The 26,817-nt window shown below is 35.1% G+C and carries 26 protein-coding genes and 4 pseudogenes; 24 read left to right on the plus strand and 6 right to left on the minus strand.

Translation table 11 applies throughout. The features are described 5' to 3' along the window. Positions 1 to 324 precede the first annotated feature (324 nt). The 3 genes and pseudogenes from RUH74_RS04235 to RUH74_RS04245 all read left to right on the plus strand — a co-directional run. Positions 325 to 1,263: a DNA/RNA non-specific endonuclease gene (locus RUH74_RS04235; RefSeq protein ID WP_313799005.1), complete on the plus strand. Its 939-nt coding sequence runs from the start codon at positions 325 to 327 to the stop codon at positions 1,261 to 1,263. Between the two features lie 337 nt (positions 1,264 to 1,600). Beyond that, positions 1,601 to 1,690, plus strand: a pseudogene (locus tag RUH74_RS04240) (MerR family DNA-binding transcriptional regulator); the annotation flags it as partial. 28 nt (positions 1,691 to 1,718) lie between these two features. Further along, positions 1,719 to 1,895: pseudogene (locus RUH74_RS04245) on the plus strand (SMR family transporter); the annotation flags it as partial. A 347-nt stretch (positions 1,896 to 2,242) separates the two neighbouring features. On the opposite strand, the gene RUH74_RS04250 reads toward RUH74_RS04245, so the two are convergent. Continuing rightward, positions 2,243 to 3,214, minus strand: a complete 972-nt coding sequence (locus RUH74_RS04250; protein WP_313799009.1) for a helix-turn-helix transcriptional regulator — start codon at positions 3,212 to 3,214, stop codon at positions 2,243 to 2,245. Positions 3,215 to 3,521: 307 nt separating this feature from the next. Here RUH74_RS04250 and RUH74_RS04255 point away from each other — a divergent pair, with 307 nt between their 5' ends. From RUH74_RS04255 to RUH74_RS04290, 7 genes and pseudogenes are all read left to right on the plus strand, one after another. Beyond that, positions 3,522 to 4,091, plus strand: a complete 570-nt coding sequence (locus RUH74_RS04255; RefSeq protein WP_313799010.1) for a dihydrofolate reductase family protein — start codon at positions 3,522 to 3,524, stop codon at positions 4,089 to 4,091. Positions 4,092 to 4,387: 296 nt separating this feature from the next. Further along, positions 4,388 to 5,133: pseudogene (locus tag RUH74_RS04265) on the plus strand (formylglycine-generating enzyme family protein). Positions 5,134 to 5,595: 462 nt separating this feature from the next. Continuing rightward, positions 5,596 to 6,372, plus strand: coding sequence for a TraX family protein (locus RUH74_RS04270; protein ID WP_313799012.1), 777 nt, complete (start codon positions 5,596 to 5,598; stop codon positions 6,370 to 6,372). 132 nt (positions 6,373 to 6,504) lie between these two features. Continuing rightward, positions 6,505 to 7,011 carry a MepB family protein gene (locus RUH74_RS04275; protein ID WP_313799013.1) on the plus strand — a complete coding sequence of 169 codons (507 nt, stop codon included), beginning with the start codon at positions 6,505 to 6,507 and terminating at the stop codon, positions 7,009 to 7,011. A 135-nt stretch (positions 7,012 to 7,146) separates the two neighbouring features. After that, positions 7,147 to 7,587 carry a nucleoside 2-deoxyribosyltransferase gene (locus RUH74_RS04280; RefSeq protein WP_313799014.1) on the plus strand — a complete coding sequence of 147 codons (441 nt, stop codon included), beginning with the start codon at positions 7,147 to 7,149 and terminating at the stop codon, positions 7,585 to 7,587. A 166-nt stretch (positions 7,588 to 7,753) separates the two neighbouring features. Continuing rightward, positions 7,754 to 8,275 (plus strand): GNAT family N-acetyltransferase, encoded by a 522-nt coding sequence (locus RUH74_RS04285; protein ID WP_313799015.1) that lies wholly within the window; start codon positions 7,754 to 7,756, stop codon positions 8,273 to 8,275. Between the two features lie 173 nt (positions 8,276 to 8,448). Beyond that, positions 8,449 to 9,138, plus strand: coding sequence for a DUF4085 family protein (locus tag RUH74_RS04290; RefSeq protein WP_313799016.1), 690 nt, complete (start codon positions 8,449 to 8,451; stop codon positions 9,136 to 9,138). 258 nt (positions 9,139 to 9,396) lie between these two features. Here RUH74_RS04290 and RUH74_RS04295 read toward each other — a convergent pair whose 3' ends face one another. From RUH74_RS04295 to RUH74_RS04305, 3 genes are all read right to left on the minus strand, one after another. After that, complete coding sequence (locus tag RUH74_RS04295; protein ID WP_313799017.1) at positions 9,397 to 10,284, minus strand: PhzF family phenazine biosynthesis protein; 888 nt, start codon at positions 10,282 to 10,284, stop codon at positions 9,397 to 9,399. A gap of 252 nt (positions 10,285 to 10,536) precedes the next feature. Next, positions 10,537 to 11,664, minus strand: a complete 1,128-nt coding sequence (locus tag RUH74_RS04300) for a hypothetical protein (protein WP_313799018.1) — start codon at positions 11,662 to 11,664, stop codon at positions 10,537 to 10,539. A 223-nt stretch (positions 11,665 to 11,887) separates the two neighbouring features. Beyond that, a complete protein-coding gene (locus RUH74_RS04305; RefSeq protein ID WP_313799042.1) occupies positions 11,888 to 12,784 on the minus strand; it encodes a LysR family transcriptional regulator in 897 nt (298 codons plus the stop codon). Between the two features lie 145 nt (positions 12,785 to 12,929). On the opposite strand from RUH74_RS04305, the gene RUH74_RS04310 reads away from it, so the two are divergent. The 3 genes from RUH74_RS04310 to RUH74_RS04320 all read left to right on the plus strand — a co-directional run bounded on the left by RUH74_RS04310 (position 12,930) and on the right by RUH74_RS04320 (position 14,850). Beyond that, complete coding sequence (locus tag RUH74_RS04310; protein ID WP_313799019.1) at positions 12,930 to 13,949, plus strand: alpha/beta fold hydrolase; 1,020 nt, start codon at positions 12,930 to 12,932, stop codon at positions 13,947 to 13,949. Between the two features lie 283 nt (positions 13,950 to 14,232). Continuing rightward, on the plus strand, positions 14,233 to 14,400 hold the full coding sequence (locus RUH74_RS04315) for a hypothetical protein (RefSeq protein ID WP_313799020.1): 168 nt from the start codon (positions 14,233 to 14,235) through the stop codon (positions 14,398 to 14,400). A 114-nt stretch (positions 14,401 to 14,514) separates the two neighbouring features. After that, the gene (locus tag RUH74_RS04320) at positions 14,515 to 14,850 is read left to right on the plus strand and encodes a DUF6054 family protein (RefSeq protein WP_313799021.1); all 336 of its coding nucleotides are present in this window, start codon (positions 14,515 to 14,517) and stop codon (positions 14,848 to 14,850) included. A 90-nt stretch (positions 14,851 to 14,940) separates the two neighbouring features. On the opposite strand, the gene RUH74_RS04325 is transcribed toward RUH74_RS04320, so the two are convergent. Continuing rightward, positions 14,941 to 15,426, minus strand: coding sequence for a pyridoxamine 5'-phosphate oxidase family protein (locus tag RUH74_RS04325; protein ID WP_313799022.1), 486 nt, complete (start codon positions 15,424 to 15,426; stop codon positions 14,941 to 14,943). Between the two features lie 418 nt (positions 15,427 to 15,844). Here RUH74_RS04325 and RUH74_RS04330 point away from each other — a divergent pair, with 418 nt between their 5' ends. Together RUH74_RS04330 and RUH74_RS04335 are read left to right on the plus strand one after the other, a co-directional pair. Continuing rightward, entirely contained in the window at positions 15,845 to 17,272 is a 1,428-nt protein-coding gene (locus RUH74_RS04330; RefSeq protein WP_313799023.1) for a dipeptidase, read from the plus strand. Positions 17,273 to 17,476: 204 nt separating this feature from the next. Then, positions 17,477 to 17,599: an FbpB family small basic protein gene (locus RUH74_RS04335; protein WP_131238853.1), complete on the plus strand. Its 123-nt coding sequence runs from the start codon at positions 17,477 to 17,479 to the stop codon at positions 17,597 to 17,599. A gap of 149 nt (positions 17,600 to 17,748) precedes the next feature. On the opposite strand, the gene RUH74_RS24125 is transcribed toward RUH74_RS04335, so the two are convergent. Beyond that, positions 17,749 to 17,841 (minus strand): putative holin-like toxin, encoded by a 93-nt coding sequence (locus RUH74_RS24125; RefSeq protein ID WP_396229843.1) that lies wholly within the window; start codon positions 17,839 to 17,841, stop codon positions 17,749 to 17,751. Between the two features lie 325 nt (positions 17,842 to 18,166). On the opposite strand from RUH74_RS24125, the gene RUH74_RS04340 reads away from it, so the two are divergent. The 9 genes and pseudogenes from RUH74_RS04340 to RUH74_RS04380 all read left to right on the plus strand — a co-directional run. Continuing rightward, positions 18,167 to 18,673 carry a hemerythrin domain-containing protein gene (locus RUH74_RS04340; protein ID WP_313799024.1) on the plus strand — a complete coding sequence of 169 codons (507 nt, stop codon included), beginning with the start codon at positions 18,167 to 18,169 and terminating at the stop codon, positions 18,671 to 18,673. 244 nt (positions 18,674 to 18,917) lie between these two features. Beyond that, the gene (locus tag RUH74_RS24130) at positions 18,918 to 19,163 is read left to right on the plus strand and encodes a nucleoside triphosphate pyrophosphohydrolase family protein (RefSeq protein WP_396229844.1); all 246 of its coding nucleotides are present in this window, start codon (positions 18,918 to 18,920) and stop codon (positions 19,161 to 19,163) included. 184 nt (positions 19,164 to 19,347) lie between these two features. Further along, on the plus strand, positions 19,348 to 19,878 hold the full coding sequence (locus RUH74_RS04350) for a DUF3267 domain-containing protein (RefSeq protein ID WP_313799025.1): 531 nt from the start codon (positions 19,348 to 19,350) through the stop codon (positions 19,876 to 19,878). Between the two features lie 33 nt (positions 19,879 to 19,911). Continuing rightward, the gene (locus RUH74_RS04355; RefSeq protein WP_313799026.1) at positions 19,912 to 20,682 is read left to right on the plus strand and encodes a TraX family protein; all 771 of its coding nucleotides are present in this window, start codon (positions 19,912 to 19,914) and stop codon (positions 20,680 to 20,682) included. A 56-nt stretch (positions 20,683 to 20,738) separates the two neighbouring features. Beyond that, complete coding sequence (locus tag RUH74_RS04360) at positions 20,739 to 21,041, plus strand: hypothetical protein (protein WP_313799027.1); 303 nt, start codon at positions 20,739 to 20,741, stop codon at positions 21,039 to 21,041. Between the two features lie 96 nt (positions 21,042 to 21,137). Next, positions 21,138 to 21,427 (plus strand): annotated as a pseudogene (locus RUH74_RS04365) (nucleoside triphosphate pyrophosphohydrolase). A 590-nt stretch (positions 21,428 to 22,017) separates the two neighbouring features. Then, on the plus strand, positions 22,018 to 22,710 hold the full coding sequence (locus tag RUH74_RS04370; protein WP_313799028.1) for an ABC transporter ATP-binding protein: 693 nt from the start codon (positions 22,018 to 22,020) through the stop codon (positions 22,708 to 22,710). Positions 22,711 to 22,942: 232 nt separating this feature from the next. Continuing rightward, a complete protein-coding gene (locus RUH74_RS04375; RefSeq protein WP_313799029.1) occupies positions 22,943 to 25,345 on the plus strand; it encodes an FtsX-like permease family protein in 2,403 nt (800 codons plus the stop codon). 1,107 nt (positions 25,346 to 26,452) lie between these two features. Further along, a partial coding sequence (locus RUH74_RS04380; RefSeq protein WP_313799030.1) for a hypothetical protein occupies positions 26,453 to 26,817 on the plus strand: 365 nt, incomplete at its 3' end.

Here is a 26,817-nt window from a genome sequence, read left to right on the forward strand (position 1 = left end):
GTTGGGGATGTTTGGATCAACACTAAAAAAGGGAATCTCTCTAAATAGGGGGGTTCCTTTTTGCTGGTCTAAAAATCAATAGTAAGATTTAACAGTCCCTTTATTTATTAATAAACACGAAAAGCGAACGAGTTATTATGAGGGGAACCCCCATAATTATGGAACTAAATGTTACTGATAGCTTAGCTGCATTCTTCGAATAAAGTATCTACTGTAATAAAGGTCATTTTGGAATATACTATTATCAATAGGTTAACATTGTTAATCTATGTTGATATCCGAGATTTATAGAACAGTATGAAACTATTATAGGAGAGTCTTAAAATGAAAAAGAAAATGTACTATTTAATCTTCCTTTTAACGACCGTGTTTATAGTTGGTTGTACCAACGAAGAAGATGCATCCGTTACAGATGGAGAAACAGATTCACAAGAAGTAACCACAGTTGAAACAAATAAAAACAACGAAAAGGAAGAAACTGGTACTACGGTCGTTGATAAACCAGTAGTAAATGAAACACCAACTCAACTAAATAATGAACGGTTCTCAGGATACAAACTTATTGAAGTGGATGGCGGTGATTTGTCAGGATATCGTGAACCTAACGTCGTCGTTGACATTGGTTATGGGGACCGTGAATATTGGGCATTTACTAATGAATACGGGCAACTTGTGCGTGTCATTGCGGATGAAATCATTCTACAAGATGACCGTAACGAACCTGTATTATCGTCTGGCAGATACTATTCTGATGAAGCAAAGGTTCCTGGTGTTGAAAGTGATGTTTTAGATGAAGGACATATCATTGCTGATTCTCTCGGAGGGGTATCGAATGCTTATAATATTACCCCGCAAGATAGTACGCTCAACCGGCATGGGGATCAAGCTTATATGGAAGATGCTATTCGCAGTGCAGGAGGAGCCACTAATTTTGAGGCGATTATCACTTATCCAAATACGGAAACGCAGATTCCTTCACATTATCAGTATACCTATACTTTAAGAGGCAACAAGGTTGTTGATTCCTTTGACAATGTGAACCCTGATGAAGTCAACGCATCACTCGGTTTAACAGAGAGCAAGCCTTCTAATTCAACCAGTTCAAACAAACGCGGTGATATTTCTAGCATTGATACTAATGGCAATGGACAGGTGACAATTAAAGAAGCAAAAGATGCAGGTTTCAGTATGCCTATAACGAGTGACCATTGGTTATACCCCTATATGCGTGATAACGACAATGATGGGATGGTGGGTGAGTAAGCATCTAACTTTGAGGCAAAATATATGAACGAAAGAATATTTTCCTTGTTGGACGAGTGATTTCCATTTAAGAATGGGTGTCTGTACACGAACAACAGAAATTAATAGTTATATCATCTAAATTTGTATAGTGAAATATAATTATTTTTCACTTTCAACGATCGAGCGTGATTCTGCAGCAAGAATTACGCTCTTCTTTTTTGTTAAGGTCCGGATTGTTGAAGAGCTAGTTTTTCAATATCCTGATTGCAGCCATAGAAATTCTCCTTGACCCTAACGTAAGCGTTAGGGTTTATAATCTAAATGTAAATTGAATCAAAGAAGAGAAGGAGAAAATATGTATTTAGTTGGACAGCTTTCCAAAATAATAAATATTAGTATACGAACACTTCACTATTATGATGAAATTGGATTATTAAAACCTTCCATAAAAGGTATCAGAAAAGAGTAATTGGTTTTACTATATATTGCTCATAGGTGGATTTACGATTAGTTTGACTCTTTTGCGTATGTCTTTAGAGGAAATTCCATTATCAGTTGCTTATGCTGTATGGACTGGAATAGGGACAGTTGGTGCTACAATTACAAAGAATCAAAAAGTCCTTTGCGTCTGGTTTGTATTGTTGGAATAATTTGTACGATTATTAGTTTAAGATTAGTTGGATAAAAAAGGTTACAAACGTGAAATCCTATAACTAATCAATACGAGTAACAGTACTTATCTAGAATAAAGAAATATTATGGATCTTCAGTAATCGGGGGCATTTCAGAAGTACGAAATGTGCTCTTTCTTTGTGAATCGGGCTATTTCATGATTTACATAAAATTATATCAGGAGAACAGAACATTCAGTTCGTTCAGCGAAGTAATTCTCCCGATACTTCTACTATTCATAAACCTGTTGGAAATTCACATAATGTGTTATAGGTAAAGTTGTTGAACAAGTTGACAAAATTTTCTACTTTCAAGACAATTTATTTTACATTTGATTCTTCTGCTCATAAAAATCGATTATAGCCCTTGCCATTTCATATATATTTTGCTTTAAAGTGTTAGGTCGTATGATTTTTATCTGATTCCCGAAACCTAGAATATATTCTTTTGCTTCTTGTTCTGTATCAAAACACAGCTTTAATGGGATCCATCCATTTTCTAGGGGAGAATCAATTTTTAATATTTGTACAAAGCGTCCGGGAAACTTTATTCTTTGTATAATAGATGGTGATACTTCAACATCTGCCTTATATCTTGGTAGACTTTTAATAAATTCTTGTGTTGAGTTATTCCAATATTGGGCTAAATCAAAGTCAGTTGGTCGGGTAAATGTTTCACTCATCAATATCACAGACCTCATTCTTGATGCTCGATAGTTTCGAATTTTCCCGTTTGATAACGCGATTAAATACCATGTGCTGCCTTTAGCAACTAATCCTAATGGGTTAACAACTCGTTCAACACATTCCCCATCTGCCCGTTCATATTTTATTTGTAGTATCCGCTCTTCCCAAATCGCTTGTTGCAAAACTTTGAATGACTCCAATTTTTCAGTTGACTGTCTCCAAGCACTTGTATCAACATGGATTCGATTCCATACATGATCGGCATTTTTCTGTAAGGAGCTTGGAATCGAAGCAAGTATTTTCTGACGTGCTTCATACCAATCTTTCGTTAACCCTAAGTCTGTAAGCAACTGGAATGACGGTGAAATAAGTAAAGACTTAATTTCATTGGCTTTCAAACCAGTTAGATTTGTTCGGTATTGTTTAAGTAATCTCCACCCTCCAGCCTTTCCGCGTTCAGCCACAACAGGAATACCTGCTGCACTCAATGCTTCCATATCACGATGAATGGTACGTTCAGTTACCTCTAATTCCTTGGCTAATTCTCTGGTTTTCAATTTTCCTTTATTTTGCAGCAGAAGTAAAATGGAGATCAGCCTATCAGCGCGCATAACAACCCACCTAAATGATAAATTAAAAGATTTTTAATTATGACAATAGATGTCATCATTAAGTATTATACTAATGTCTGTGTAGCAATGGAACTTATTTACGCAATAAGTATTAGCGGACATATTATTTGGGTGACATGATCACGTTCGGTGAATGGAGATGAAGTCAAATTTCTCCTTGTAGGGATCCCAGTAGAAAAACTTATGTTTAATATTACTTTTTCTTCTTTTAAATATCCGCTAATGATTAACGTAATACTTGGTTCCATTGCTAGACACAGACCATTTGTTTAAAGGAGGAAGAATAATGTCCAAAAACGTAAGACCAAGAAGAATAATTTTAGATTTAGCGGTAACTTTAGATGGTTTTATTGAGGGGAAAAATGGGGAAGTTGATTGGTGTATCATGGACTCTGAGATAGGTTTTATTAATTTCTTAAATCATATTGATACTATTTTATATGGAAGAAAAAGCTACGATTTATGGGGACAATTTACTCCAGAAGTTGAAGATAATGATACTGAAAAAGAAATTTGGAAATTGGTTCATAGTAAAGAAAAATATGTCTTTTCCAAAACGCAAAAAGGGACTGATAATAAAGCAATATTCATAAATGATAATATTCTTGAAGAAATAGAGAAATTAAAGAATAAGCCTGGTAAAGACATCTGGCTATATGGTGGAGCAAGTCTTATTACAACTTTTATCAATTTAGGGCTTGTTGATGAATTTAGATTATCTATTCACCCTGTTATTTTGGGAGAAGGAAAACCGTTGTTCATTGATATAAAACAGAGATTGAATTTAAAAATTGTTAATACAAGGACGTTCTCCTCTGGCGTTGTGCAACTAACCTATCATTTAAATAGGAATTAAAAATATTGCAAATTCCAAAGATAAAATACTCGATAGTAATTGTTACTTCTACAACAAATTCAGCTAATAATCAAAATTTGATTCCGTTATAGGCTACTCAATCTTCAGCTAAAAGGCGCTTTTCTGAAATAAGGAAAGGGTCTTTCTTCATGAAAAGGGCAAAATTCTTAAATTGACTTCCAAATAAATCTGAATATTTATGTTAATATAGGTTGAAATTGTAAAGAAATACGTAAACAATAAGCTTGAAAACATCTTAATAATGAGCAAGTTCAATTCATGTTTAGGGGAGGACAATGTTGGCAAACTTAAATGATTACTTAAAAGATTTAATGGTATATATTCCTGAAGGAGAAATCAGCCTGCGAGATTTTCGAAATGAGCAAAAATGGATTAGTTCAAACTATAAATACGGAATGCCGGGTAGTAGAAAAAATTTAAAGGAAGTTATTTGGAATGTTGAGATTAAGCCATTTTAACTTGCCAAATATCCGGTGACAGAGGAACTGTATGCAATTATATGGAGAAGAAATTTATAACAAAGACTGAGGCTCAAAAACCAGTTGTGAATGTTACATGGATAGATGCAGTGAATTTTTGTGATTTATTATCTGATGTGCTGAGTTATGAAAAGTTTTATGCTTTTGATCATGAAAGTAAATCAGTTTTCTGCAATTATAGTGCGAATGGTTTTCGTTTACCGACAGATGCTGAATGGCAATATGCATGTAAGGCAAATTCAAAAGGATACCGGTATAGTGAAATTGATGAAATCGCTTGGTATAAAGATAATTCTAACGAACGGGTACACCAAGTTGGTGGAAAAAAGCCTAGTGATTGGGGCTTGTATGACATGATCGGTAATGTTTAAGAGTGGTGCTGGGACTTATACAATGAAGAGACATTTGGTAATTACAGAATCATTCGAGGAGGAAGCTGGGCAGAAGAAGAACGCGGATGCGGAGCTACTTGTCGTCGAAAGAGTATGCCAGATTTTTCTATTGATGATATCGGATTTAGAATTGCTCGATCAATCGTTTAATAGTTTGAGTTTCCGAAATGATATACGTGTTGAAAATATGAGGAGTCCCACAAGGTTCACGGATCCAAAAAACGATAGGAGAGGGCAATTTCTCTTAAACTAACTAAGGTGCTTTCCGCTATATATTATGAGTAGCTAGAAGGTTCTTGATCATGTTGAACGATCTTCTATAAAAGGGCGCTTTTCTGAAATAAGGAAAGGGTCTTTCTTCGTGAAAAGAGCCATTTAATGGAGGAAGAATACGATGAAAAATTGAATACTTACAGTAATGATAGTATGGTTTTTTGTGAAAAATCGCACTTAAACTATCAGGCAGTTTAGTTATAGAAGGATTGATTCATTATTCATCTATGAGGTGGGGAGATAAAAAGAAAAGATCTGCTCACTATACGGACTAAACTTCCGTATAGACTTCTTAGAGCATTTAGTTATTTTTTCTAAAAACTATGGAGATAAAATTTCATGACTTCTACATTACTTAAAATAATCGCACTAATTGCTATGTTTGTAGACCATACGGGTCAATTTATCCCAAATACGCCAGAGCTGTTAAGGTGGATAGGCAGAGCATCTGCACCGATTTTTATATATTGTGTTGTTTTGGGTTACAAATATACATCTGACAAAAAGAAATACTTAACTCGAATGTATATTTTCGGGGTGGCCATGGCATTCATTAATTTAGGATTTAATATAACTTATAGTAATACAGGAGTATTTATTACTAATAACTTTTTTTCAACTCTCTTTTTAATAGGCTTAATAATCTACGTACTAGATAAGAGAGAGTTAAAGTTGTTCATTTATTTTTTTTTATTCCAAATTATTAGTACCTTCCTGTGTTACCTCTTTTCTGAAGTTGTAGTTATTAGTTTCCGTGCAGACTACTTATTTTATGGTGCCATATTTGGTAATGTTTTCTTTGTTGAGGGCGGTATTTTCTTTATAATTTTTGGCGGCCTGCTGTACTTAGCAAAAAATAAAACAACCCTTGCATTAACATTTATATTTTTTAGTTTATTCGTGTATTTAGTTTTTGTTAAGTGGGGTTCAATGATGATGGAGCCTATTTTTGCTTACCTATTCCCTTTCGCAGATTATCAGTGGATGATGATCTCTGCCCTTCCACTGTTACTACTTTATAACGGAAAAAAGGGTGCAGGATTAAAATACTTTTTTTATTTCTTTTACCCTATCCATATAACTATACTTTATTTAATTGGTATTAATTTATTGTAGCTTTGAAACAAAGTTTGATCATTTGGAATAAAGCCCGACAGTTTAAAAAAGTTTGATACGATTACATTGACAAGTCAAATTGCAACAGTTCCGCAAACGGGACATTTAGATGAGGGGTTTAGGAGTGAAGAAATGAATAACTTTTATACGGCATTATCTTATGTACGTAAGGTGATTTATGAGCCTAATCACTTAACTGTAAAGTCGATACAAGAAGAAAAGCAAAATTCTAAGTATGGTGCGGGTATATTTGAATTAGCTTCTAGAACAGTTCGATTCAGAGTTGCGAATATCACCCCTTCCAAGGTAGGGCAGTTTGTTGCATTTTGGGAGAAAGATGAAAATAATAAAAATCAGCCCTACTCATATGATGAAGCACCGGATTTGTTAGTTATAACTACCTTTAAAAGTGAAAATGAGTTTGGACAATTTATTTTCCCAAAAGAAATTCTTTTGAAGCAGAATATTCTTAGGACTTGTTCAACAATTGGGAAAATGGCAATGAGGGTCTATCCTAACTGGGATAGTCCAACAGGTAAACAAGCAATGAAAACGCAAGAATGGCAGTTACCCTATTTTGTTGATATGAGTAACTCGAATAACTTACCCATAGATAAAATACTAGAACTATATTCGTAGTTATCCTCTGCAACCGGGCCCTTTAACGGAAGAAATACTCCCCCTGACTTCATAATCAGGCCATAATCTTGAATAAAGCAATTGCTGAAATCAAGGGCTTTTGAAATAATTGTTATTAAGTTTTAGGGGAAAGTAATGGATTTTATGTTGTTCATAAGAGAGGAGAGCAAAATGAAGTTCTATGTTGCATCAAGCTTTAAAAATATTGATAAAGTACGTTACGTTAGTGAACAGTTGAAGAGTAAGGGTTATTTCCATACCTATGATTGGACTAAAAATGAAAGAGCTTTGACAGTTGAAGAACTAAAACAAATTGGTCAAGAAGAGAAAAAAGCTGTGAGTGAATCTGATTTTATAGTGATTCTATTACCAGCAGGAAAAGGAAGCCATATTGAGTTAGGGATCGCCCTGGGATTAAATAAGAAAGTGATTCTTTATTCACCAAATAATGAGGAAGCGAATGACTTAGCTAAAACAAGCACTTTTTATCATTTATCAGAAGTTGTAAAGTTTACAGGGACTATTGATGATTTAGTGAACTTTTTAACTATAAAAGAAAAAAAGCTCCTCAATTAAAGGGTGAAATTCTGCAGCAAGAATTACGCTCTTTCTTTATGTATAGGCCATGTTATGTCATAAGACTTTCAAACAATACTAAAAGGTTTAACACTTAATTTTGTAGAACTCATTGTACAAAAGGTAGTAGCTTTTGTTTTAAATTTTCCAAGAGAAGGGGTTTCCCATGATCATTAAAATGACACAATCTAACATGAATGATTTTAATCAATCAAATGAAGGTTTCATGGTTACAGGGAGGATTCTACCTACATATGAAAACAATGTTTGGGCATTTACGGAAGAGGTCTTTTCTGAGCCATATTTCAAGAAATATGAAGATGAAGAAATTGATAACAGCTATATGGAAGAAGAAGGGAAGGCTGTTTATTTCTATTATGCTGATAATACTTGCATTGGTCAGATTCGAATACGTGCTAATTGGAATGGATATGCCTTTATAGAAGATATTGCTGTTGCTGAAGAATACCGAAAAAAGGGGGTTGGAACAGCATTACTGAATCAAGCGATTGAATGGGCAAAGGAGAACAACTTGTGTGGTCTTATGCTTGAAACACAAGATATTAATGTTTCCGCTTGCCGTTTTTATGCGAAAAATAACTTTGTCATCGGCGCCATTGATACGATGCTTTATTCAAACTTTCCAACTGCAAATGAAATAGCAATCTATTGGTATTATAAATTTTAATGGAAAAATTTCATTTAAACGCTTACTAATTTAGTTGCTTTTTCAGCAGAGCAAAAAAATACCATTAATCGAGAGGCGTGGGAATAAATGAAGTATTTTACTAAAGAATGGTATGAACGGAATCAAAAAACATGTTTCCATCTGCCTTTAGAGGAAGAAAAGCAGGCTGAAGCATGTTCAGAAGAATATTTTCAGCAACTCTACAACACCGAGTTAAATCGCTGCTGGATCTTCAAGAAGAAGTGGCTTCCATAACGGAAGCCACTGAAACAGGAAATAGAGAGAATCCTAACGAATATGTGCCCTATAATAGAGAGAAGGCAATAAAACAATTTCATGAGACTTTTCTATATAAGCAAGCGTGTTTAAAAAAGGAATTACCAGAAGCGATCGTAAATGAGATAGCCGATATGAGGGTGCTTGCTTTAAATAAAGCTACTCGTTCGGTAATTGACGCTGTAACTAAATTTTGTGAGGACAATGAAAGATCTGTAGCTGCCACAAGTGAGGATTATAGAAAATATTTTAAAGAAGCCTCCCTTTCATTTGATAATGAAATGGTTGAGAATTTCGGCTTTCATGATTGTACGATTATCAAATCAGTTCAGAATGGGAAGTCCTTGACATTGCACATTGATTATACAGGTGGTTTTACAAATATAGATGAAGTCACCTTTGAAAACTGTACGATTATCAAACAAGACGATTGTTTGGAAGGTTCATGGTGGCTATATGAGGAAATTTATCAAGTGAATGACAAATACGAGTTTCACATCTTACTTCAAAATAGCAAGATGGGATTAACAGACTTTATTATTTCAGCGGATCAAGTTTCCTTTAAAAGTAATAAAAAACATTTGTGAGCATCTGCTCACAGCCATGTATGTAAATGTCGGTCTGTTTCATTTGCCTGTGCTGATTACTACTTCGAACATAAAGGCTTGTTCAATTAATCAGACCGATCATCTTTTTACACAGATATCGTACGCCCCTTTCTTTATGCAAATGCCTATTTAATAGAATTAAAGAGGACCTTTCATAAAAAAAGAGGACGTTCATGTATCTTTTTTTCAGAGGTTTGAAGGAGGGAATGAAATGACAGATTCTACGGGAGATGACGCTTAGTATAGCTTACCTTTTGTCAATATAATTGCTTTCCCGCCTACCATAACTCTTGGATTATTTTTATTAATTATTTTTGTAATGATATTAGAAGGTCTGCCCATACTATACCCTTGAAGAAAAGAGTACTCTTGATTAAATTTATTTAATACGTGGTTATTAAAAAGATAATATGTTAAGGCCCCATTCGAGGTACCTGTTGCGGCTTCCTCATCAATACCATAGAGTGGGCAAAAGTTTCTACTCTCTGCTATTCCTTCTTTTGTGTCAAGCGTAAAGGCATGGACTCCTCCCACTATATTGATCTTTGCGTATTCAGCAAGTGCTTTAAAATCAGGATTTAAAGCATACAAAGCGTCCTTTGTTTTTATTGGAAGCATTATATCCCAAAGACCAGTGCTTGCAGCTTGAGGTACTAGATTGAAATTTATATTTCCAATTCGGTTTTTATCAATTTTAAAAAGGGTAGACAAATATTCATAATCATCAAATATTTTCCCTAGCTTTGGTTCAGCTTGCTCCATCATTATAAATGATTGATTCACCTCAACAGAAAGTGTACCAGCGAGTGTTTTCATAAAATATGTATCGTTATCTTCAATAGCATGGCTGTCCAATAGAGCTTTGAAGGATGCAATGGTAGCATGTCCACAAAGTTCAACCTGTGAAGTCGGTGTGAAAAACTTTATTTCAAAATTCTTATTGTCTATTTTTTTGATAAATGCTGTTTCTGAAAAGCGAACTTCTGCAGCAAATTTCTGCATAAATTCTTCATCTAAATTTTCATGGATTACTACGCCTGCTGGATTCCCGCCAAATTTTGTTTCTGTAAAAGCATCAATCACATAGTATAACAATTCTAATTCTCCCTTAGTTATTAATTTCAAAAAATTCCTCTTTTGCTTAACTATAATTATTTCAGTTTTCCTGCATTTTAACAATAATTACTCAATAATCTGGACCTTTTCATGAAGAAAAAACACTTTCCTTATCTCAGGAAAGCGTCCAATTGCTGATTGAAAATTTATTAATTAATGCAGAGAATGTTCGTACAGCGATTATTTGCATTTTTCTATGGCAAAAGAAAAAAATATTTCATTCAGTCGAACGTATGTTAAACATTTCTTTAAATGACTTTATTAATCTCTATATAAGAAGAATTTCTCATACAATCTTTCTAGCATTTTATTATATTGTTCATGGATCTCCTGCAGCTTTTCTTGGGATTTTCGATCAATTTCCAGAATGGCACGTTCTTTTTCTAAGTCCTTTATATTGGTGAAGGAAGTTAACTTGTTTTCAAGTTTTATCTTTAGGGAGTTCAGTTCTTTTTCGTTTTCTTCGGTAGTCTTGTTGAGTAATTCAGTTAACAGGTTAATTTTGGATTGTTGTTCACTGACGGTTAACTTTAATTCTTCAATGGAAGGTAGTAAACTTTTTTCTTTTTGTTTAAACTCAGTATCCATACATTCTTTTAAAACTGTACTTTCCTCATTGTTTGTTTTTTCATTATTCATTTCAAGAATATTTAATTGGCGGTTATCAAGTAAAAGAGGGGTTATCTTGTTCTCTTTTTTTAATATTGAAGCTTGCTGTATATTAAATTCCTCAAAATTTGTTTTCGCTTTTTTACTTGCTGCAAAAAATGAATTAGTAGGAGGAAAAACTTCTGCAGTAAGCCCAAGGTTATAAGCCTGTATATTTACTACATTTCCAGGATTTGCGTTCAAACGATGAGAGGCTCTTATTTCGTACGTATAGGTTCCTGCTGGCCCAGGTACATCGACAAAAGTAAAATTCGGATGCCAACTGTAAAATTGAAAAGTACCTTCTGGTCTAGTGTACACCCCTTCAACGAAAGCTCTAGTTAAGGGGACGTCGTCTCTAAACAACTCATAAATTAAGGCTAATCCAAATAAAGTTGATGATAATACTGCTTGAACTCGAGTACTTACAACTGCATCTATTTTAACTCTTTCATTAACAGTGTTGGTAGTAACTTGAACATTTACAATAGGTACTGGGGCAGGGATTAAAAGAGGTATCTCTACTAATAACGCCTGTTCCTCAGTTACGAAAAGATTTGTACTAGGACCTGGATCTCCTTGAAGTCCCTGTTCACCTTGTATTCCTTGTATTCCTTGTTCACCTTGAGGACCCGGTGGCCCAGGTGGACCTTGGGGACCCATTAATCTTGGTAGCGAAGGCGGTTTTGAAATCGGACTAATTGGACAGCATCCCTGAAAGGGGTTGTTATTGTTAACCATACAAATCATCTCCTAAAAAATACCTTGTAAAATTATATGTAGTGACTTTTGGAGATTCTTGGACGACGGTTGATTTTCCGCTACAGCCTTCCTATGTTTACCAAGGATTTGGCTCTTGTTCGTTATTATTCGATTATGCAGGATTTTATTAATCGTTGATAGATCAACGTTTAAGGCTTCTGAAGAAGTCTAGGAGTAAAAAAGTGGTGTTTTATGTATCTTCTTATTCCATTTCTATAGCTATAACCTCTCTCGCTGCTTCTATGAAAGATAATATGATTGGTGAAAGCCACTTGTCTTTATGCCATGCCATATGAGTATATACGTGCAAGTCTGAAAGCTGCCATGGAAGAGCAACAAGATCACCCCGGTCAACTTCCGCTTCCACTGTGATTTCCGGAAGAAAGGCAATACCGATTCCAGAAATGGCACATTGTTTAATGGCTTCAGCATTTTGAAACTCTAAATAAGTAAGATCATCAATGCCCTTTTTCTCAAATGACCGGTCAAACATGGTTCGATAGGTACAGCCCTTTTCATTCACGAGGAATACCTCTCCATGAAAATCTTCCTGCTGCAGTACAGGTAGTTTCGCGAGTGGATGATCAGGAGCGGCGAACAAGCGAAATGTTTCTTCCAGTAACGGTTCCACTGTAAGCCCTGTTGAGAGAATGGTTTCGTCCAGCATAAAAACGACATCCGCGGTTCCCTCAAAGAGCGTTTGCTTGAGTTCCTGATTCGGAACAGAGCGGAAGATGAGACGAACTCCTGGATAGCGGGAACGAAATCGTTTAAAGACAACTGGGAGGCGATAGGCGCAAAGAACCTCGTTGGCACTTATCGTCAAGGTGCAGCTAAGATTTTCGTTGTCATGAACCGCACTGCGAGCTTCGTCCAATTTGTCTAGAACGCTCTGGATATGAACTGAAAAGCGCTTACCTGCCGCTGTGAGGACAAGCTGCTTGCCCAAGCGGTCAAAGAGACGAACACCAAGCTCATCCTCCAATGCTTTTATTTGCATCGTGACGTTGGAGGGGACGTAGTTCAGGACTTCCGCAGCCCTAGTGAAATTTAAAGTTGAAGCAACCGTGCGGAATGTAATCAGTTGACGCAGTTCCACCATCATTTCCTCCTTTAACTTTCAATAATATTGAATACTACATTGAATTTTATTCACTTTTATTGAGAGTAACACAGCATTATACTGACAACAAGAAATACATTCTTCATGTTTGTGTTTCATTTTGAAGGGAGAGACAATAACTATGGATTATGAAATCTTTAATTTAGGAGACGTCACCTTGCAATCAGGAGTGACACTGCCGAATGCTTTTCTTGCATATAAAACTTACGGGAAATTGAATGAAAAGAAAGATAATGTCATCATCTATCCAACTGCTTTTGGCGATCAGCATGTTCAAAATGAATGGCTAATTGGAAACGGCATGGCACTAGATTCGAGAGAATATTTCATCATCGTTCCAAATCTGCTGGGAAATGGATTATCTTCATCTCCTAGTAATACGCCTCCCCCATTCGACAAGGCCAATTTTCCGCAGATAACCATTTATGACAACGTTACATTTCAATATCGGCTGGTGACCGAAAAATTCGGCATTCAAAAAATTGCACTCGTGGTTGGATGGTCAATGGGCGGCGTTCAATCATTCCAATGGGGGGCAAGCTATCCTGACATGGTAGAACGAATTGCCCCTTTCTGCGGAGGGGCAAAGACTTGGGCGCAAACGTATGTGGTCCTGGACGGAATGAAAGCAGCCCTCATGGCTGCAGTTGGATTCGATTCCAGTAAATTAAACGAGTTGACTTCTGCAGACATGCGCACCGTTGGCCGTGTCTATGCGGGATGGGGCTTATCACAGACGTATTACAGAGAGGAGCTTTATCGTGATATGGGATTTAACTCATTAGAAGATTTTGTGGCTGGTGTCTGGGAAGATAGCTTTATGAAGATGGATCCGCACAATGTCCTCGCTATGTTATGGACAGGCCAATTTGCAGATATTAGTGCAAACCATGCCTATAACGGAGATTTCAATGAGGCGCTCAAAAGCATTAAAGCGCTTGCCTGCATCATGCCAGGGAGTACGGATCTCTTCTGTACGGCGGACGATAACGAATACGAGGCGAAGCTTATACCTAATGCCGATTTTAAGCCGATCGAGTCAATCTGGGGCCATTTTGCCGGCCGCGGAATCAACAGCGCTGATAATCAATTTATTGATGACAGCCTAAAACGCCTGTTAGCACTTCGTCCAATGGCTTAGAATGAAATGTAGCTAAATGATAGGACAGCGCGTGCGGGACTTAAATGTTGCTTTTTGCATTGGCTGCAGAATATTTTGTGATTCTCACTTAATGACTGCTATTCTTCCAAAGGGAGAGTAGCTATTTAATTTTCAGCAAAAAAGTATTCCGAGCATTAAGAAAGCATTTGTATCTCTCTGCGATTCGAATTTTTGATTAGACATTGGGATTCCTTGCTTCAAATGACTGAAAATTAAAACTTTATAATGGGTTATACGTATACTAATGAAAGGGGGGGATTTTATGTGGTGGATGATAATACTAGTGGGGATTTTGTTGTTTTCGTTATGGATCGATTGCAGAAGGAAGAAAAGGAGAAATGATCAGCATACCAAGAGTGTTGATCCTAGTATAAACAAAGGAAAAGTAGGCGGTGATTGGAATAGCGGGGATGGTCCCGCGGGATTCTAATGGTACAATCCATTTGAAAAAATAAATGACAGGTAATGTGTTAGGAAAATCAAAAATATAAAAAGTGCCAATGGGACGATATAGCGAAATAATAAGCAAAGGGGAGATGGGAGCATGGCAAAATATGAAAACACATTGACTGGCGAATTTGAGGAAGTGATTAAGCAGTTGGAAAACGATATTGGCAATAGTGGAATCACGATGAATTTAGTTGATGAAAGCAATTATACTTTTGGAGCTACTAAAATAGCGGTGCGCGTGTATGATAAATATTTTATGAGAAATGGCAACAGAGCAAGCTTGAGCCTTACTGTCGTTGGGGATAACAGAGATATTTTTATTTCAGCCATTGGAGCTGGGGGAGGAAGTGGCATTCTATTTAACTTTAGTCTTGGGGCAGAAGACGATATGGTAGAAATCGTGCGAAAAAGTGTAGAAGAAATGAAATAATCTTCATTTACTTATCCCAAGAATATAGAAAAAAATGCTTAACACAAAATGGATTGTTTTGTAACCAAACAACCCAATTTTTGCTGTTATTTATTCCAATTCAACCGTTTCATTCATATCAATCGATCTAGAACTTTGCCCTGTCATGCGGTTATAGAGAAAGACGATTTTCTTCGTTAAATTACCGGTTTCCCAATATTCGGCTGCTTCCGCTTTTACCTTTATTAAGACAATATTCGGATCATCATAAGAAGTCTGCATAATTTCCTCATGTGCTTTGCTCCAAAATTCTTTTTTCTTGTTTAAATTTTCAACGATTTCCGCTCTTCCGCGGACAGAAACATAGGATTTCCCAGCATAAGCGACATTTACATCTTGATCATGCAGAATTTCTTCATATTTATTGGTCTCTTTTTTCGTGAAAAACCATAAGTCCCCATCAAACTCTACTTCCTGTGTTTTCATCGGACGAGAAACAAGCCCTTCTTCTGTTACCGTAGTCAGCATGGCCGTGTCTACTTCTTTGATTAACTCTCTTAATGTTTCCATCTCTTCTTGTTTTATCATGTAAGACATCTCCATCCTCATTCATGTTTATAAAGGTAGACTGCCCTTTATCTCAGCTTTTATTCAGGGATGGCGGTTCACTAAACTAACAAATAGAGGATTAGGAACTTCACCCTTTAAATAGGATGAATTTTCTATTGAATTCAGTAGTTTCCCTTCATTATTGTACATTTCAGGAGTAAGTCCTTTGTAACCTTCTCTTTTCTTATGTGTGATTAAAGGTATATATGAGGACAGGACTATATTACTGAATATTCAGTAATATTTGAAAATTACAAAACATGGTTATATAATGTTCTAAACGAAAAAGAATCACTTGCTTCTAAAACATAGGAATGAATGGAGGGATTTACTTCTAATTAGTAGCTCATCAAGTGGAAACGATCATGCAAGATTTATAGTGTACGAACTTACGAGGAGGTTTTTTATGAAAAAATGGTTTGTTTTACTTGCGGCTGTCATTTTGGCATTTTCTTGCACGCTTACCTATCAACAAAATAAAGTATCAGCAAAAAATTCAGCGGCATTAGATATACATTTTAACTCAATAGTCGTAGATAGCCATAATGATACGATGATGAAGGTTGTTGATCCAAATACATGGCTGCCAGTGACCGATATTAAAAACAATACACCATTCCATATTGATATACCGAAACTTCATGAGGGAGGGCTTAAAGTTCCGTTTTTTGCAGCTTATACATCAGGCTATTACGGAAATAATGAGCGCAGCATAAGCAGAACATTAGCTTTAATTAATGCTCTTTATTGGACTGAAGAAAAGAATTCAGATATTTTCAGTATCACTCCTTCTTTAAAGGAAATTGAGAAAGCCGTTCGCGATGGAAAAATCGCAGCAGTGCCAACTGTTGAAGGTGCCTATTCCTTAGAGGAACATAATGCGATTGGATTACTCCATCAATATTACGACCTTGGGGTAAGAGCAGTTGGATTTACGTGGAACTATTCAAATGCCTTAGGAGAAGGAGCAAACAGAGTATATGGGGATCCAAACAGAACCCCTTCTCAAGGCGGGCTAACTGGACTGGGTAAAAAGGTCGCACAAGAAATGAATAAACTAGGAATGATCATTGACGTATCACATATGTCTGAAAATACCTTTTGGGATGTTATTGAGGTTTCTAAAGCTCCGATTATTGCAAGTCACTCAGCCGTCCATTCATTAAGAAATCATCAACGAAACTTAACAGATAATCAGCTTAAGGCATTAGCAAAAAATGGCGGGGTAATAGGCATTGTTTTTTACCCTGAATTTTTGACGTATGGGTATCCAACTAAACCAAATTATATAAAGGACTATGTCGATCATATTGATTACGTGGTTAAGCTGATTGGCATCGATCATGTAGCGCTAGGCTCTGATTTTGATGGAGGGCCGCTGCCAGCCGATATAAAAGATTCTTCGGAATTGTATAAGGTAACAGAGGAATTAGTGAAAAGAGGGTATTCAAAACAAGATCTTGAAAAGTTATTAGGAAAAAATACATTGCGTGTTTTAAAAGAAGTAGAAAAGGCGGCGGTACATACCCCTAACAATGTTGGCCAAAAGCTTTCTGTTATCCCAGCATTCAAAATGGGTGAGATAATTCAAAGCAATACGCCTCTTTTGAAAGCTGCTATCGTACGCGATAAAGGATCTAAATTAGATGAGGCCAGTATGCGTGTGATTGTCGATGGCATGGAATATCAGCCAACCTTTGATAAGGAAAATTCAACTTTATCCTTCCAGGTGAAAGAACCGTTAAAGGAAAAATTCCATGTCGTTACGTTCGAAGCTGCTAATCATGCAGGTAAAATCACCAGAGAAACTAGAATTTTTTATGTCAATCAATAAAACTTATGAAGAACACGTGCTGATGCATGGTGTTCTTCTTTTTTGAATGAACCAGACATCAATCCCTCAAAAAGGTAAGCGTAACAGCAAATAAGTTCAAACTTTCACGAAATGTTCAAATAATTAAGTTTTATAACTTGCAAATATGTGTAACATATAAGTATAGAATATTCCGACTAAACGCAAATAGAGGGGGTATAGAAAATGCGAAAAACAATGAAAGAGCTTATTGAAGAAAATAAACAAGAGCTATTAAATGACAAAAAGGCTTTAGAGAAAATCGACAAACGGATAGAAGCACGGCATGAATTAAAAAGGCTTGCATAGATCTCAAAATTTTCTAAACAGGTGAAATACTTTTTATCAAAGGGCTGCATGTCATTTGCCTGAATCACTCACAGCCCTTTGCCCCCTGCTTAACTACCTTTCCGAAGCAATCGCAATTTGCAGAGAAAAACACGCTATTTTTAGCGTGTTCAAGAATTTTTATCACTATCGTTAAATTGCAAAATGGCGATTACCAACATTCCAAAGCTAATCATCAGAGATAGTGCTTCAAATGTACCCATCTATACATCGCCTCCCTATATTCAGCCTTCCCTGGTCCCAACTTGTCCTATACAAAATAATGAAAGAGAAATTACATATTTCTGTATCGGTACTTTCAAATTGAATAATGAAGCTCTCATTTTTGCAGTTTTTTCTAATCTTGGGGAACTTCTTAAGTAAGCGGAATGAGGGCAGGACTTATTTTTGCATTTGAGATTGGCCATTGGATGAGTGCTGCCCCCATTGTTTTCTTGTGATGATCGTCACGAAATTGTCTGCAAGTTTGGCGTATTCTTTTAAGAAGAAAGAGACCGACGCCATCATGGTTAGAGGAGGAATGGGAGGATGGAGGCATCAAACGTTATATTAAGTGCTCCACTGCAGCAATTAAAGGATGAGCATGTATCACTCCGGGAAGAGATGAATCATATCTATGAAATCATAGAAGAGATAGAATTCGAATCAGGTTCAGCTGTCATTCAAGAGTTTGCGAGATTATACGAGCGGATTTTAGACTTCAATATTAAGCTGAAGTCACATTCAACAAAAGAGGATGATTGGCTGTTTCCTATGATGGCTAGCCATCTTGGAGAGAATGACAAAACCATTGAAGTGATGGAATTTGAGCATGAAAAGGCTGAACAGCATTTACGAGATTTTCTGACTGAAGCGGAACAAGCGAGACCCATCGTTGATGAAGATGAAGCCCAAGCGATTGCCGTATACGCCGTCCAAGCGTATGCTACTTTAATCCAGCACTTTGATAGAGAAGAAAAAGTGCTGTTTCCATTAGCAGAGAAAATACTGTCGGCTGGGGAGAAGGAGGAGCTTGAAAGACGGTTTCGGAGTTGATAGAAAATGGTTGGCCATTGCTGCAAAGAACTCAATACCAACTAATTGAAGGAAGAAAAGTCAATTAGATATTGATTACTGTGAAAGCAGTGACTAGCAGCGGCTAAAAGTCGAAAATACATCGCTACTAGTTTATTAGAGAAGCAGGTGTCCACTTCGGGAGCCTGCTTCTATTTAATTACATTACATCATGTTAAAATAGAATATATTTACAAAAATGGAATCGAAAATAGGTGGGCTAGAAATGAAAGAATTAATGCAAAAAATATTTGAGTTTAGAAATGAACTTGGATGGGGTCCTTATAATGAAAAAGATTTGGCTATTTCTATCTCTCTAGAAGCGAATGAACTATTAGAAAATTTCCCATGGAGAACGAGTGAAGAAGCGGTTGCTTGTACTAAACAAATGGGGGATTTAAATGAACAAAATGAAATTAAATGTTCGACAATCTATTTTTGTAGTTTTTTTTGTTTTAGTATTCGTCCCTAGTTGTGGCTATTTCATTACATTGTATAGTCACTCAACACTATTTATCCCAATAATAGCAGTAGTATCTGCTTTCGTTGGTAGCTTATTTGCAAAGAAAATTATTAAGGGTTAAACAAAGTCGTTAATTTCCCAACAGTGTTTTTAATGGAGTGCGGTAATAGATTGATAGAAGGAGTGAAATCTTATGATATTGTGGTTTAAACATTTACCACAAGGAAGGATGGATTTGTCAGAATGGACCCCTTTTATACGGAATCAATGGTTGCGAACGCACTATATGAAATTTGTTTATCTGCTCCAGGTCATGATATGTCTGATTCCATATGTCTTTAGAGGATGGTTTCCTCCGATCTCTATATTTGCTCTTGTTTTAATAAGTATCCTCATCTTCATCATTCATGAAACCCTTCACATCATTGTCATAAACAAAAAAGGTGATATTCGTTTAACGTTTAGCGGTATCTTTTTCTGGCTCCATACAAATGCATTCCTATCCAAACCGAGATTTTGGCTCTTTATGAGCTTGCCCCTCCTTGTATTATCAGTAGTGCCTGCCATTGCATCGTTTTTTCTGCCGGGAGATCTCAAGTCAATCTTATTATTTGTGAGCTGGATAAACGCTGTGATTTCTGGCTCAGACATCATTAATTCATTTTTAATTGCCATTAAACCGAAGAACGCCATATTTTGCAAAGGCTATTACCGTTTGCAATAGTATGAGGCATGTACCCATTTGTTGAAAAGGAGAATGCTTAAAGTGACTACTACCACGCTAAAAATCATTGCCTTAGTCGCAATGCTCATTGACCATATTGGCGTCTTCATACCTAATATGCCAGAATATCTACGATGGATAGGACGAATCGCAGCACCTATATTCATTTATTTCGTGGCGATTGGATTTCGCCATACATCGAATAAAAAGAAGTATCTATTACGGTTATATATGGCTAGTGTTGGAATGGCGTTAGTTAATCTTGTATTAATCGCCATGCCAGAATCAAACTATTATGGCAACTATAATTTCTTTGCACCGTTATTTTTAGTAGGTCTTTTCCTTTACGCAATCGAGAAAAAGAAGTTTACATATATTCTCCTGTGGCAGTTATTTAGTACAGTACCTATTGTTTTCTTCACTGAATTCGCTGTTATTCACAGGTTAATAGATAAGTATTTTCTTGGTGCAGTATTAGGGAATTCGTTAGCTATTGAAGGTGGCATATTATTTGTTTTGTTAGGTGTTGGGTTTTATTACTTTCAAACTAAAAAACAATTAACGCTATACTATCTATTTTTTTCTGCCCTTATTTTCGTGATAATACTAAAGCGTGGCCATATGCTTGAACTTCATAATAAAATCTTTTTTAAATTTGGAGATTTTCAGTGGCTAATGATTTTGGCACTTCCCTTGCTATTGCTCTATAACGGCAAAAAAGGTGTTGGATTAAAATACTTTTTCTATTTCTTCTATCCTATACATATTATTGTTCTTTATTTTATCGGGAGAAGCTTGCAATAAAATGCTGAGGTTGTTATTAAAATATTGAAGTAACGGCATAACAAAGGAGTGATTTTTTGAAAAAGGTAAAGTTGATCATCTTTATATCAATGATAGTAGTCGTTTTTTTACTACACTCAACTCCCAAAATGGCGTTAAGAACACAGGTGTTTTTTATGGGATATCCGAAGGCTGCTCTTACATCCGAGATTATTGATTATGAGTATAAAAATATAAAATTTAAGGAAAAGGACAGTAACAGTAGAGGATACGCTTTTACAAACCCTCCAATAGAAAAAGCAACGCAAGGTCCTTTAGACACTTATCGGGTAAAAAGGATAGGAATTTTGTATTTCGCTGATTTTATTAAAGACATTTAACATAATATCACTTCATGTGCGTATGATGTTTTGTATCTAAGACAGTTATTTCGCTAACAGGGGTATTTCATTCACGGAGGAGAGGATGATACTCATATGCCAACTTACAACAAACTAGTACGAGATAAAATTATCGGAAAAACCGGAAAACAGTTTTCTACGAAAATATTAGATAACACCGAATACATGGGGAACTTGAGGAGTACATAAATACAACAAATAATGAAGAGGGGATTGAAGAATTAGTAGATATTCTAGAAATCATTCACGCTCTTGCAGTCTATCATGGTGCATCTATTGAAAGACTTGAGGAGGTTCGTAAACAGAAGACTGAAAACAGGGGCAGTTTCCGTGAAAAAGTATTTTTAATAGAGGTTAGCGAATAAAAAGATTATTAGTATGAGCAAGTGTGGTATGAGTCATAAGCTTCAAAATGGTGAAATGAGTACTGAATATTTAACAGATAAAGAAATATGAGCTCATTTTAATTATATTTTTTCTACAAAATCTCGTAATTCGACTACTAAAAACTTGTGTTAATTAAATGCTCCATTAGGGTAGTTTTAAAAGAAGAACTATCGAAAAATAAAGTTTTTATATTATTTATTAATACTAATTGCCCAGCGTGCAAAAATATTATTAAAGAGATTGCTGAATCACAAGATTCTTACCAAGGTACTTTTTTAGTCATAAATAATGATACCACTGTTAATGATTATGAATATATTAAATCTATAAGTGATGAAATCCATTATATTAAATCACCAAATATTTTTACTAGTTATCATATTAATTCTACTCCTTATTTCATATTAGTTGATTTAGATGGAAATATAGAATTTGTGGGGGAAGTTTCATCTTTTAAACAAATACAAATAATGCTACTAAATGAACAAGTACTAGTATCCTAAATTGACTAGCTTAAGTACTATAATGAAAAGGATACTTAATAACATTCTTCAGGGGGGTAAGTTCATTGCTCAACAATATTGTTTTAAAAAATGTCTCAAAGGAGTACGTAGGAGATGGTGTCAAAACCAAGGCACTATGTGATATCAATATTGAATTTACTAAAGGAGAGTTTGTATCCATTGTAGGTACCTCTGGTTCAGGTAAATCTACGTTACTAAGTATTATAGGAACTTTAGATAAACAGACTAGTGGACAGTTGTTTTTTGACAACAAACTTATTACAAACTTAGCTTTGGATGAATTATCAGATATTAGATTTAATAATGTGGGGTTTGTCTTTCAACAATTTAATTTGTTACCTACATTCACGGCTCTGGAAAATGTGATAATTCCTGTGTTTAATCGGAGAAGTTCTTTTAACAAAACCGAGAGAGCAAGAGAACTATTAAACCTTGTAGGATTAGGGAATAAAGTAAACTCATTTCCTTCTCAATTATCTGGTGGACAGCAACAGCGTGTCGCAATTGCTCGTGCATTAATTGCTAATCCGGATTGGATTTTAGCTGATGAGCCAACTGGGAATTTAGATACTGAAACAGGGAATACAATCTACGAACTACTTTTACAATTAAATCAAAAGAAAAACTGTGGAGTAATATTTGTAACTCATGATCCAAAGCTTGCAGAGAGAGCTGGACGGGTTATCGAGATGAAAGACGGTTATGTAATTAGTGATAGGGCAGGCACAAACATATGATTTCATTTATTCTAAAAAGTTGGAAACGGCAGAAAGAACGTTTTATTCTCATGCTAATAGGCGCATTATTGATCAGCGGAGGATTAAGTACACTAATAGGCTTGTCTGAAACGAATAAGGGGACTATCATTAATTCTCTTCAAAAAAATGGAAATCTTCATATCATATTGTCGTAAGGCCAAATGGAACTGAAAGTGTTACTGAACAGGATGATTTTTTTGATCCAAATTATTTGAGCGGTATATCAGGTGGAATATCATTAGAAGAATATAAAAAAATTAAAGAAATATCGGAAGTTGATATTGCTGCACCTATTAGTATGATTGGTTATACAGGTTATGAAGTCTTATTTGATGAAGTTAGTGTTAAGGACCCAGGAATATATCGTCTTACAAAGACAACAACTGATTATGATGGGAACAGCTCAAATAAAACAACAATGGAGATATATTTTTCAAGAGGGAAGTATACCAATCCTGATATAAATACTACTGAGAAGTATGGAATTATTAACTTTGAAAATAGACTCTCTAGTTATACTAGAGTACTGTTAGCTGCAATTGATCCTGAGGAAGAAGCGAGACTTGTCGGTTTAGATAAAGCTGTGTTACCAGTAGAAGGACATTCTTATTTTTCAGAAAGCGATATAATAAGGTCTTCTAGTATGAATGAATTAGGATTTAAAGGAATAAGCGCAAGAGAAACTATCTTTCCGATTTTGCTTAGTTATCATTCTTTTTTAAATCAAAAAACAGATTTTAAAATTGAAAAATTAGATATCCCTTTTAGTAATAAAGAAGATATAGAAAGCTCATTAAGTTTAATTCAAAAGAATGAGGGAGAAAAGTATTTAAAAAAGGTATCTTCAGTTGATACAAAAACTTTCTCTTATAATTCAGAGGAAAGTCATAAATTGTTAATTGCAAGTTTATCAGGTATAGATATTGAAACAGGGAAAAAGATATCTAACCAAAATACTGTTGGTTTTAAGTCTATTCTTCAAGAAAAGACAGGGCCACTTAGTTACCAGTTAATAGATAGTCCCTTTCCAGAAAGATGGGAAAAAGCATATCAAGTTGTTCCTTTCGAAGAAGAAACTTATCATGATGACAGAGACACTTATCGTAAACCACAATTAACTGATCCTAGTTTGGCTAATAATCCAAGATTGAATGCTAATTTTATTGGTTTTTATGATCCAACAAAACTGAATATTTCAAAAGATCCTGAGACTGAGTTACCTATGGAAACATACAAGATTCCTACGGCTACACTTGTATTAAATAAAGATGATCAACCAGTTAATCCACCAAAAGTTATTAAACCTACTTCCAATATTTACGGTTATTTGATGTCACCCCCAACTATGCTGACTACAATTGAAGCGTCAGAGCACATTTTAGGGAATAATCCTATTTCAGCTATTCGTATAAAGGTAAAAGGCGTTGACGAATTGGGTGATGCAAGTCAAGAAAAACTAGAAAAAGTAGCGAATGAAATAGAATCGTTAACAGGACACGAGACAACTATTACGTTAGGGTCATCACCGGACCCATTATTAATAAATATCCCGAAAGTGGGAAAACATGATTCGATTGGATGGATTGAACAACCTTGGATAAAAATTGGAGCATCTATCGGTATTTTCAAAGAAACAAAACTAGGATACTCAGGTATAATTGCTTGTATTATCCTTGTCTCAATCATTTATGTCTTTTCAACTAATCTAGTGTCATTTCTATCAAGAAAACAAGAATTTGCTGTTCTACTCGCTGTTGGATGGAAACCGAAACAATTAAAGAATATTTTAATGGTTGAATCATTATTATTAGGTTTAATTGTCTCTTTTGTTACGCTACTTATTCAAATAGCACTTAACATTATTAGAGAAAATAGTTTACTTATTTCAGAAACTCTACTATTAACATTTTTTGTTCTGTTAATTTATATTATTGGTCCTTTGGGTCCAGCACGTTTAATTAATAAAATACATCCTTCCCAAGTAATGAGAACTGGTGAAGTAAGCGTATCTGGAAAGAGAATGTTAAAAACCAAAGGGTTACTTTCTATGGTTCTTAATACTGTCTTAGGAAGGTTGCAGAGAAATCTAGTATCAATCATAGCAATAGCTTTACCAACAACAATGCTAATCTTATTTATATATGTAACTTTTCGCTTAAATGGTGTTTTATATACATCTTGGTTAGGTCAATACGTATCAATGGAAGTGGGTGCTCCTCATTATATTGCTGTAATAATTTCTTTAATCATTTCTATCTTAACAACATCAGAAATTATGTGGCAAAATATTAAGGAACGTAAAAATGAAATTGCTTTATTAAAAGCGTTCGGCTGGAAAAATAAATATATTCGCTTAATGGTTTTAATAGAAGGAGCAATTATTGGATTTCTTGGCGGAGTAGTAGGAGGAGTTATTTCACTAGGTGTGATATACTTTATGTATGGACCGATACCAATGAAAGAATTATGGTTGCCAATTCTAACTTGCTTAAGCCCAATATTAGTAGGAATAGCAGGAGGGTGGATACCTTCAGGGATGGCTATGAAAATGGAGCCAATTGAAGGGGCAAAAGGAATTGTGTCAGTGAAATCAAATTCTTCTATAGATATCTAATATTTATAGCATTTATGGAGCTTAAGGGATGTAAGACCCTAACTTCACTATATTATAATTTTATTAGTTACAATTATGGTAATAAAATAATATAAGTAATGATGTAAGTGGAATATCAAAGAGAATCATTTTAATATGGTAGGAATCTAAGCATAAGTAATCCCCTTCTAGAAGATGGGGATTATTTAAGTTTACAATTGCTTAAAAGGTAACTTCAGTTAAGTTGAACACACCTATAATAGAATATATTATTTATATATAACTATTACGGGTAAAGAGGTGATCCTTTTGAAACATCCAGCCCAATCACTGGATTCATCGATCAATTTCCTCCTAGAAATGAATTAGTCGGTAACCCCTAATCTCCTTGTATTGCCATAGGTACGCTTGTTAAACGGGATTTATGTCCCAACCAGCCTAAAACATGTTTATACAAGTAAGGGGTGAACAGTTTTGCTGATGGGGTCGAGTCCCACGGGCGCTGCGTTCTGCGCTTACTACTTCTATCATAAGACCTCATGATAAAAGGCCAATCAGAAAAAACTGGCTGACCTTATATTACGATCGTGTGCGCTTGTTGAACAACATAGCTAGAAAATGATTATACCTTTTTATAAAAATCAAACATAAAATCTACTGAAGAAGAATCCATTTTTATCATTATTTTTAAATGGATTCTTTTTATTTACCGAAAAAAATAGGTTTGTAAGGGGTTTTTGATCAATATTTTAAAGCAACGAAAGAAAGACAAAATCATCTTAAATAGGGTTCTTTTTTTGTTTTCGAGGAACGTCACCCGATTAAATTTAGGGAATATTGATAATTTAGAAACCTAAAAGAAACGTTATACTGGCGAAATGGTAACTATTAACAAATATATAAGGCGTTTTATTCATTTCAGAAAGTCACTTGATCTTTAAAGGGGTCTAAATACCCCTATATCATCCAATGTTAGACAATTTTCATCATTAAAAATGACAAAAAAATAGTTTTTCAAACAATTATTTTAAAGATTTCATATAGATTTTGATTCATTTAACTGAAAATATAGTAAAATTATATTAAAAATATAATTATTTAGTCTCTTCATAATTAGGGGGATATAAAATGAAGCAAATCCCATTCAAGGTATCTGCACGAACGGCTAGACTTATAGGTAGAGAAAATGTTTCAAATGCAGATGGAGCTATTATTGAACTAGTCAAAAACTGCTATGATGCTGATAGTTCTATAGGTATAATTTTGTTTGATATTAAATATCCAATTGTACCAGGAGAGTTGAGTTGGACAGAGGTAAAAAGGATTAGTGAAAATAAATCTATACTTAATTTAATTTCCGCTTTATATAATCGAAAAGGAAAAAAATACATACTTAAAGAAAACTATAATCAAACTTATTTTGATTTGTTAGAACAGTTGTTTTTTGCAAGAAAAAAGTGCAGAGAATTGCAATTAATTTTACAGAGCGTTGC

The organism is Cytobacillus sp., assembly GCF_032154635.1.
In the GTDB taxonomy this organism is placed as follows: Bacteria; Bacillota; Bacilli; order Bacillales; family Cytobacillaceae; genus Cytobacillus.

Excerpts from the sequence above, each read along its gene's own strand:
- RUH74_RS04235 (WP_313799005.1), top strand. The coding sequence starts at position 325 with ATGAAAAAGAAAATGTACTATTTAATCTTCCTTTTAACGACCGTGTTT.
- RUH74_RS04250 (WP_313799009.1), bottom strand. The coding sequence starts at position 3,214 with ATGCGCGCTGATAGGCTGATCTCCATTTTACTTCTGCTGCAAAATAAA.
- RUH74_RS04255 (WP_313799010.1), top strand. The coding sequence starts at position 3,522 with ATGTCCAAAAACGTAAGACCAAGAAGAATAATTTTAGATTTAGCGGTA.
- RUH74_RS04270 (WP_313799012.1), top strand. The coding sequence starts at position 5,596 with ATGACTTCTACATTACTTAAAATAATCGCACTAATTGCTATGTTTGTA.
- RUH74_RS04275 (WP_313799013.1), top strand. The coding sequence starts at position 6,505 with ATGAATAACTTTTATACGGCATTATCTTATGTACGTAAGGTGATTTAT.
- RUH74_RS04280 (WP_313799014.1), top strand. The coding sequence starts at position 7,147 with ATGGATTTTATGTTGTTCATAAGAGAGGAGAGCAAAATGAAGTTCTAT.
- RUH74_RS04285 (WP_313799015.1), top strand. The coding sequence starts at position 7,754 with ATGATCATTAAAATGACACAATCTAACATGAATGATTTTAATCAATCA.
- RUH74_RS04290 (WP_313799016.1), top strand. The coding sequence starts at position 8,449 with ATGTTCAGAAGAATATTTTCAGCAACTCTACAACACCGAGTTAAATCG.
- RUH74_RS04300 (WP_313799018.1), bottom strand. The coding sequence starts at position 11,664 with ATGGTTAACAATAACAACCCCTTTCAGGGATGCTGTCCAATTAGTCCG.
- RUH74_RS04310 (WP_313799019.1), top strand. The coding sequence starts at position 12,930 with ATGGATTATGAAATCTTTAATTTAGGAGACGTCACCTTGCAATCAGGA.
- RUH74_RS04315 (WP_313799020.1), top strand. The coding sequence starts at position 14,233 with ATGTGGTGGATGATAATACTAGTGGGGATTTTGTTGTTTTCGTTATGG.
- RUH74_RS04320 (WP_313799021.1), top strand. The coding sequence starts at position 14,515 with ATGGCAAAATATGAAAACACATTGACTGGCGAATTTGAGGAAGTGATT.
- RUH74_RS04325 (WP_313799022.1), bottom strand. The coding sequence starts at position 15,426 with ATGTCTTACATGATAAAACAAGAAGAGATGGAAACATTAAGAGAGTTA.
- RUH74_RS04330 (WP_313799023.1), top strand. The coding sequence starts at position 15,845 with ATGAAAAAATGGTTTGTTTTACTTGCGGCTGTCATTTTGGCATTTTCT.
- RUH74_RS04335 (WP_131238853.1), top strand. The coding sequence starts at position 17,477 with ATGCGAAAAACAATGAAAGAGCTTATTGAAGAAAATAAACAAGAGCTA.
- RUH74_RS24125 (WP_396229843.1), bottom strand. The coding sequence starts at position 17,841 with ATGGGTACATTTGAAGCACTATCTCTGATGATTAGCTTTGGAATGTTG.
- RUH74_RS04340 (WP_313799024.1), top strand. The coding sequence starts at position 18,167 with ATGGAGGCATCAAACGTTATATTAAGTGCTCCACTGCAGCAATTAAAG.
- RUH74_RS24130 (WP_396229844.1), top strand. The coding sequence starts at position 18,918 with ATGAAAGAATTAATGCAAAAAATATTTGAGTTTAGAAATGAACTTGGA.
- RUH74_RS04350 (WP_313799025.1), top strand. The coding sequence starts at position 19,348 with ATGATATTGTGGTTTAAACATTTACCACAAGGAAGGATGGATTTGTCA.
- RUH74_RS04355 (WP_313799026.1), top strand. The coding sequence starts at position 19,912 with ATGCTTAAAGTGACTACTACCACGCTAAAAATCATTGCCTTAGTCGCA.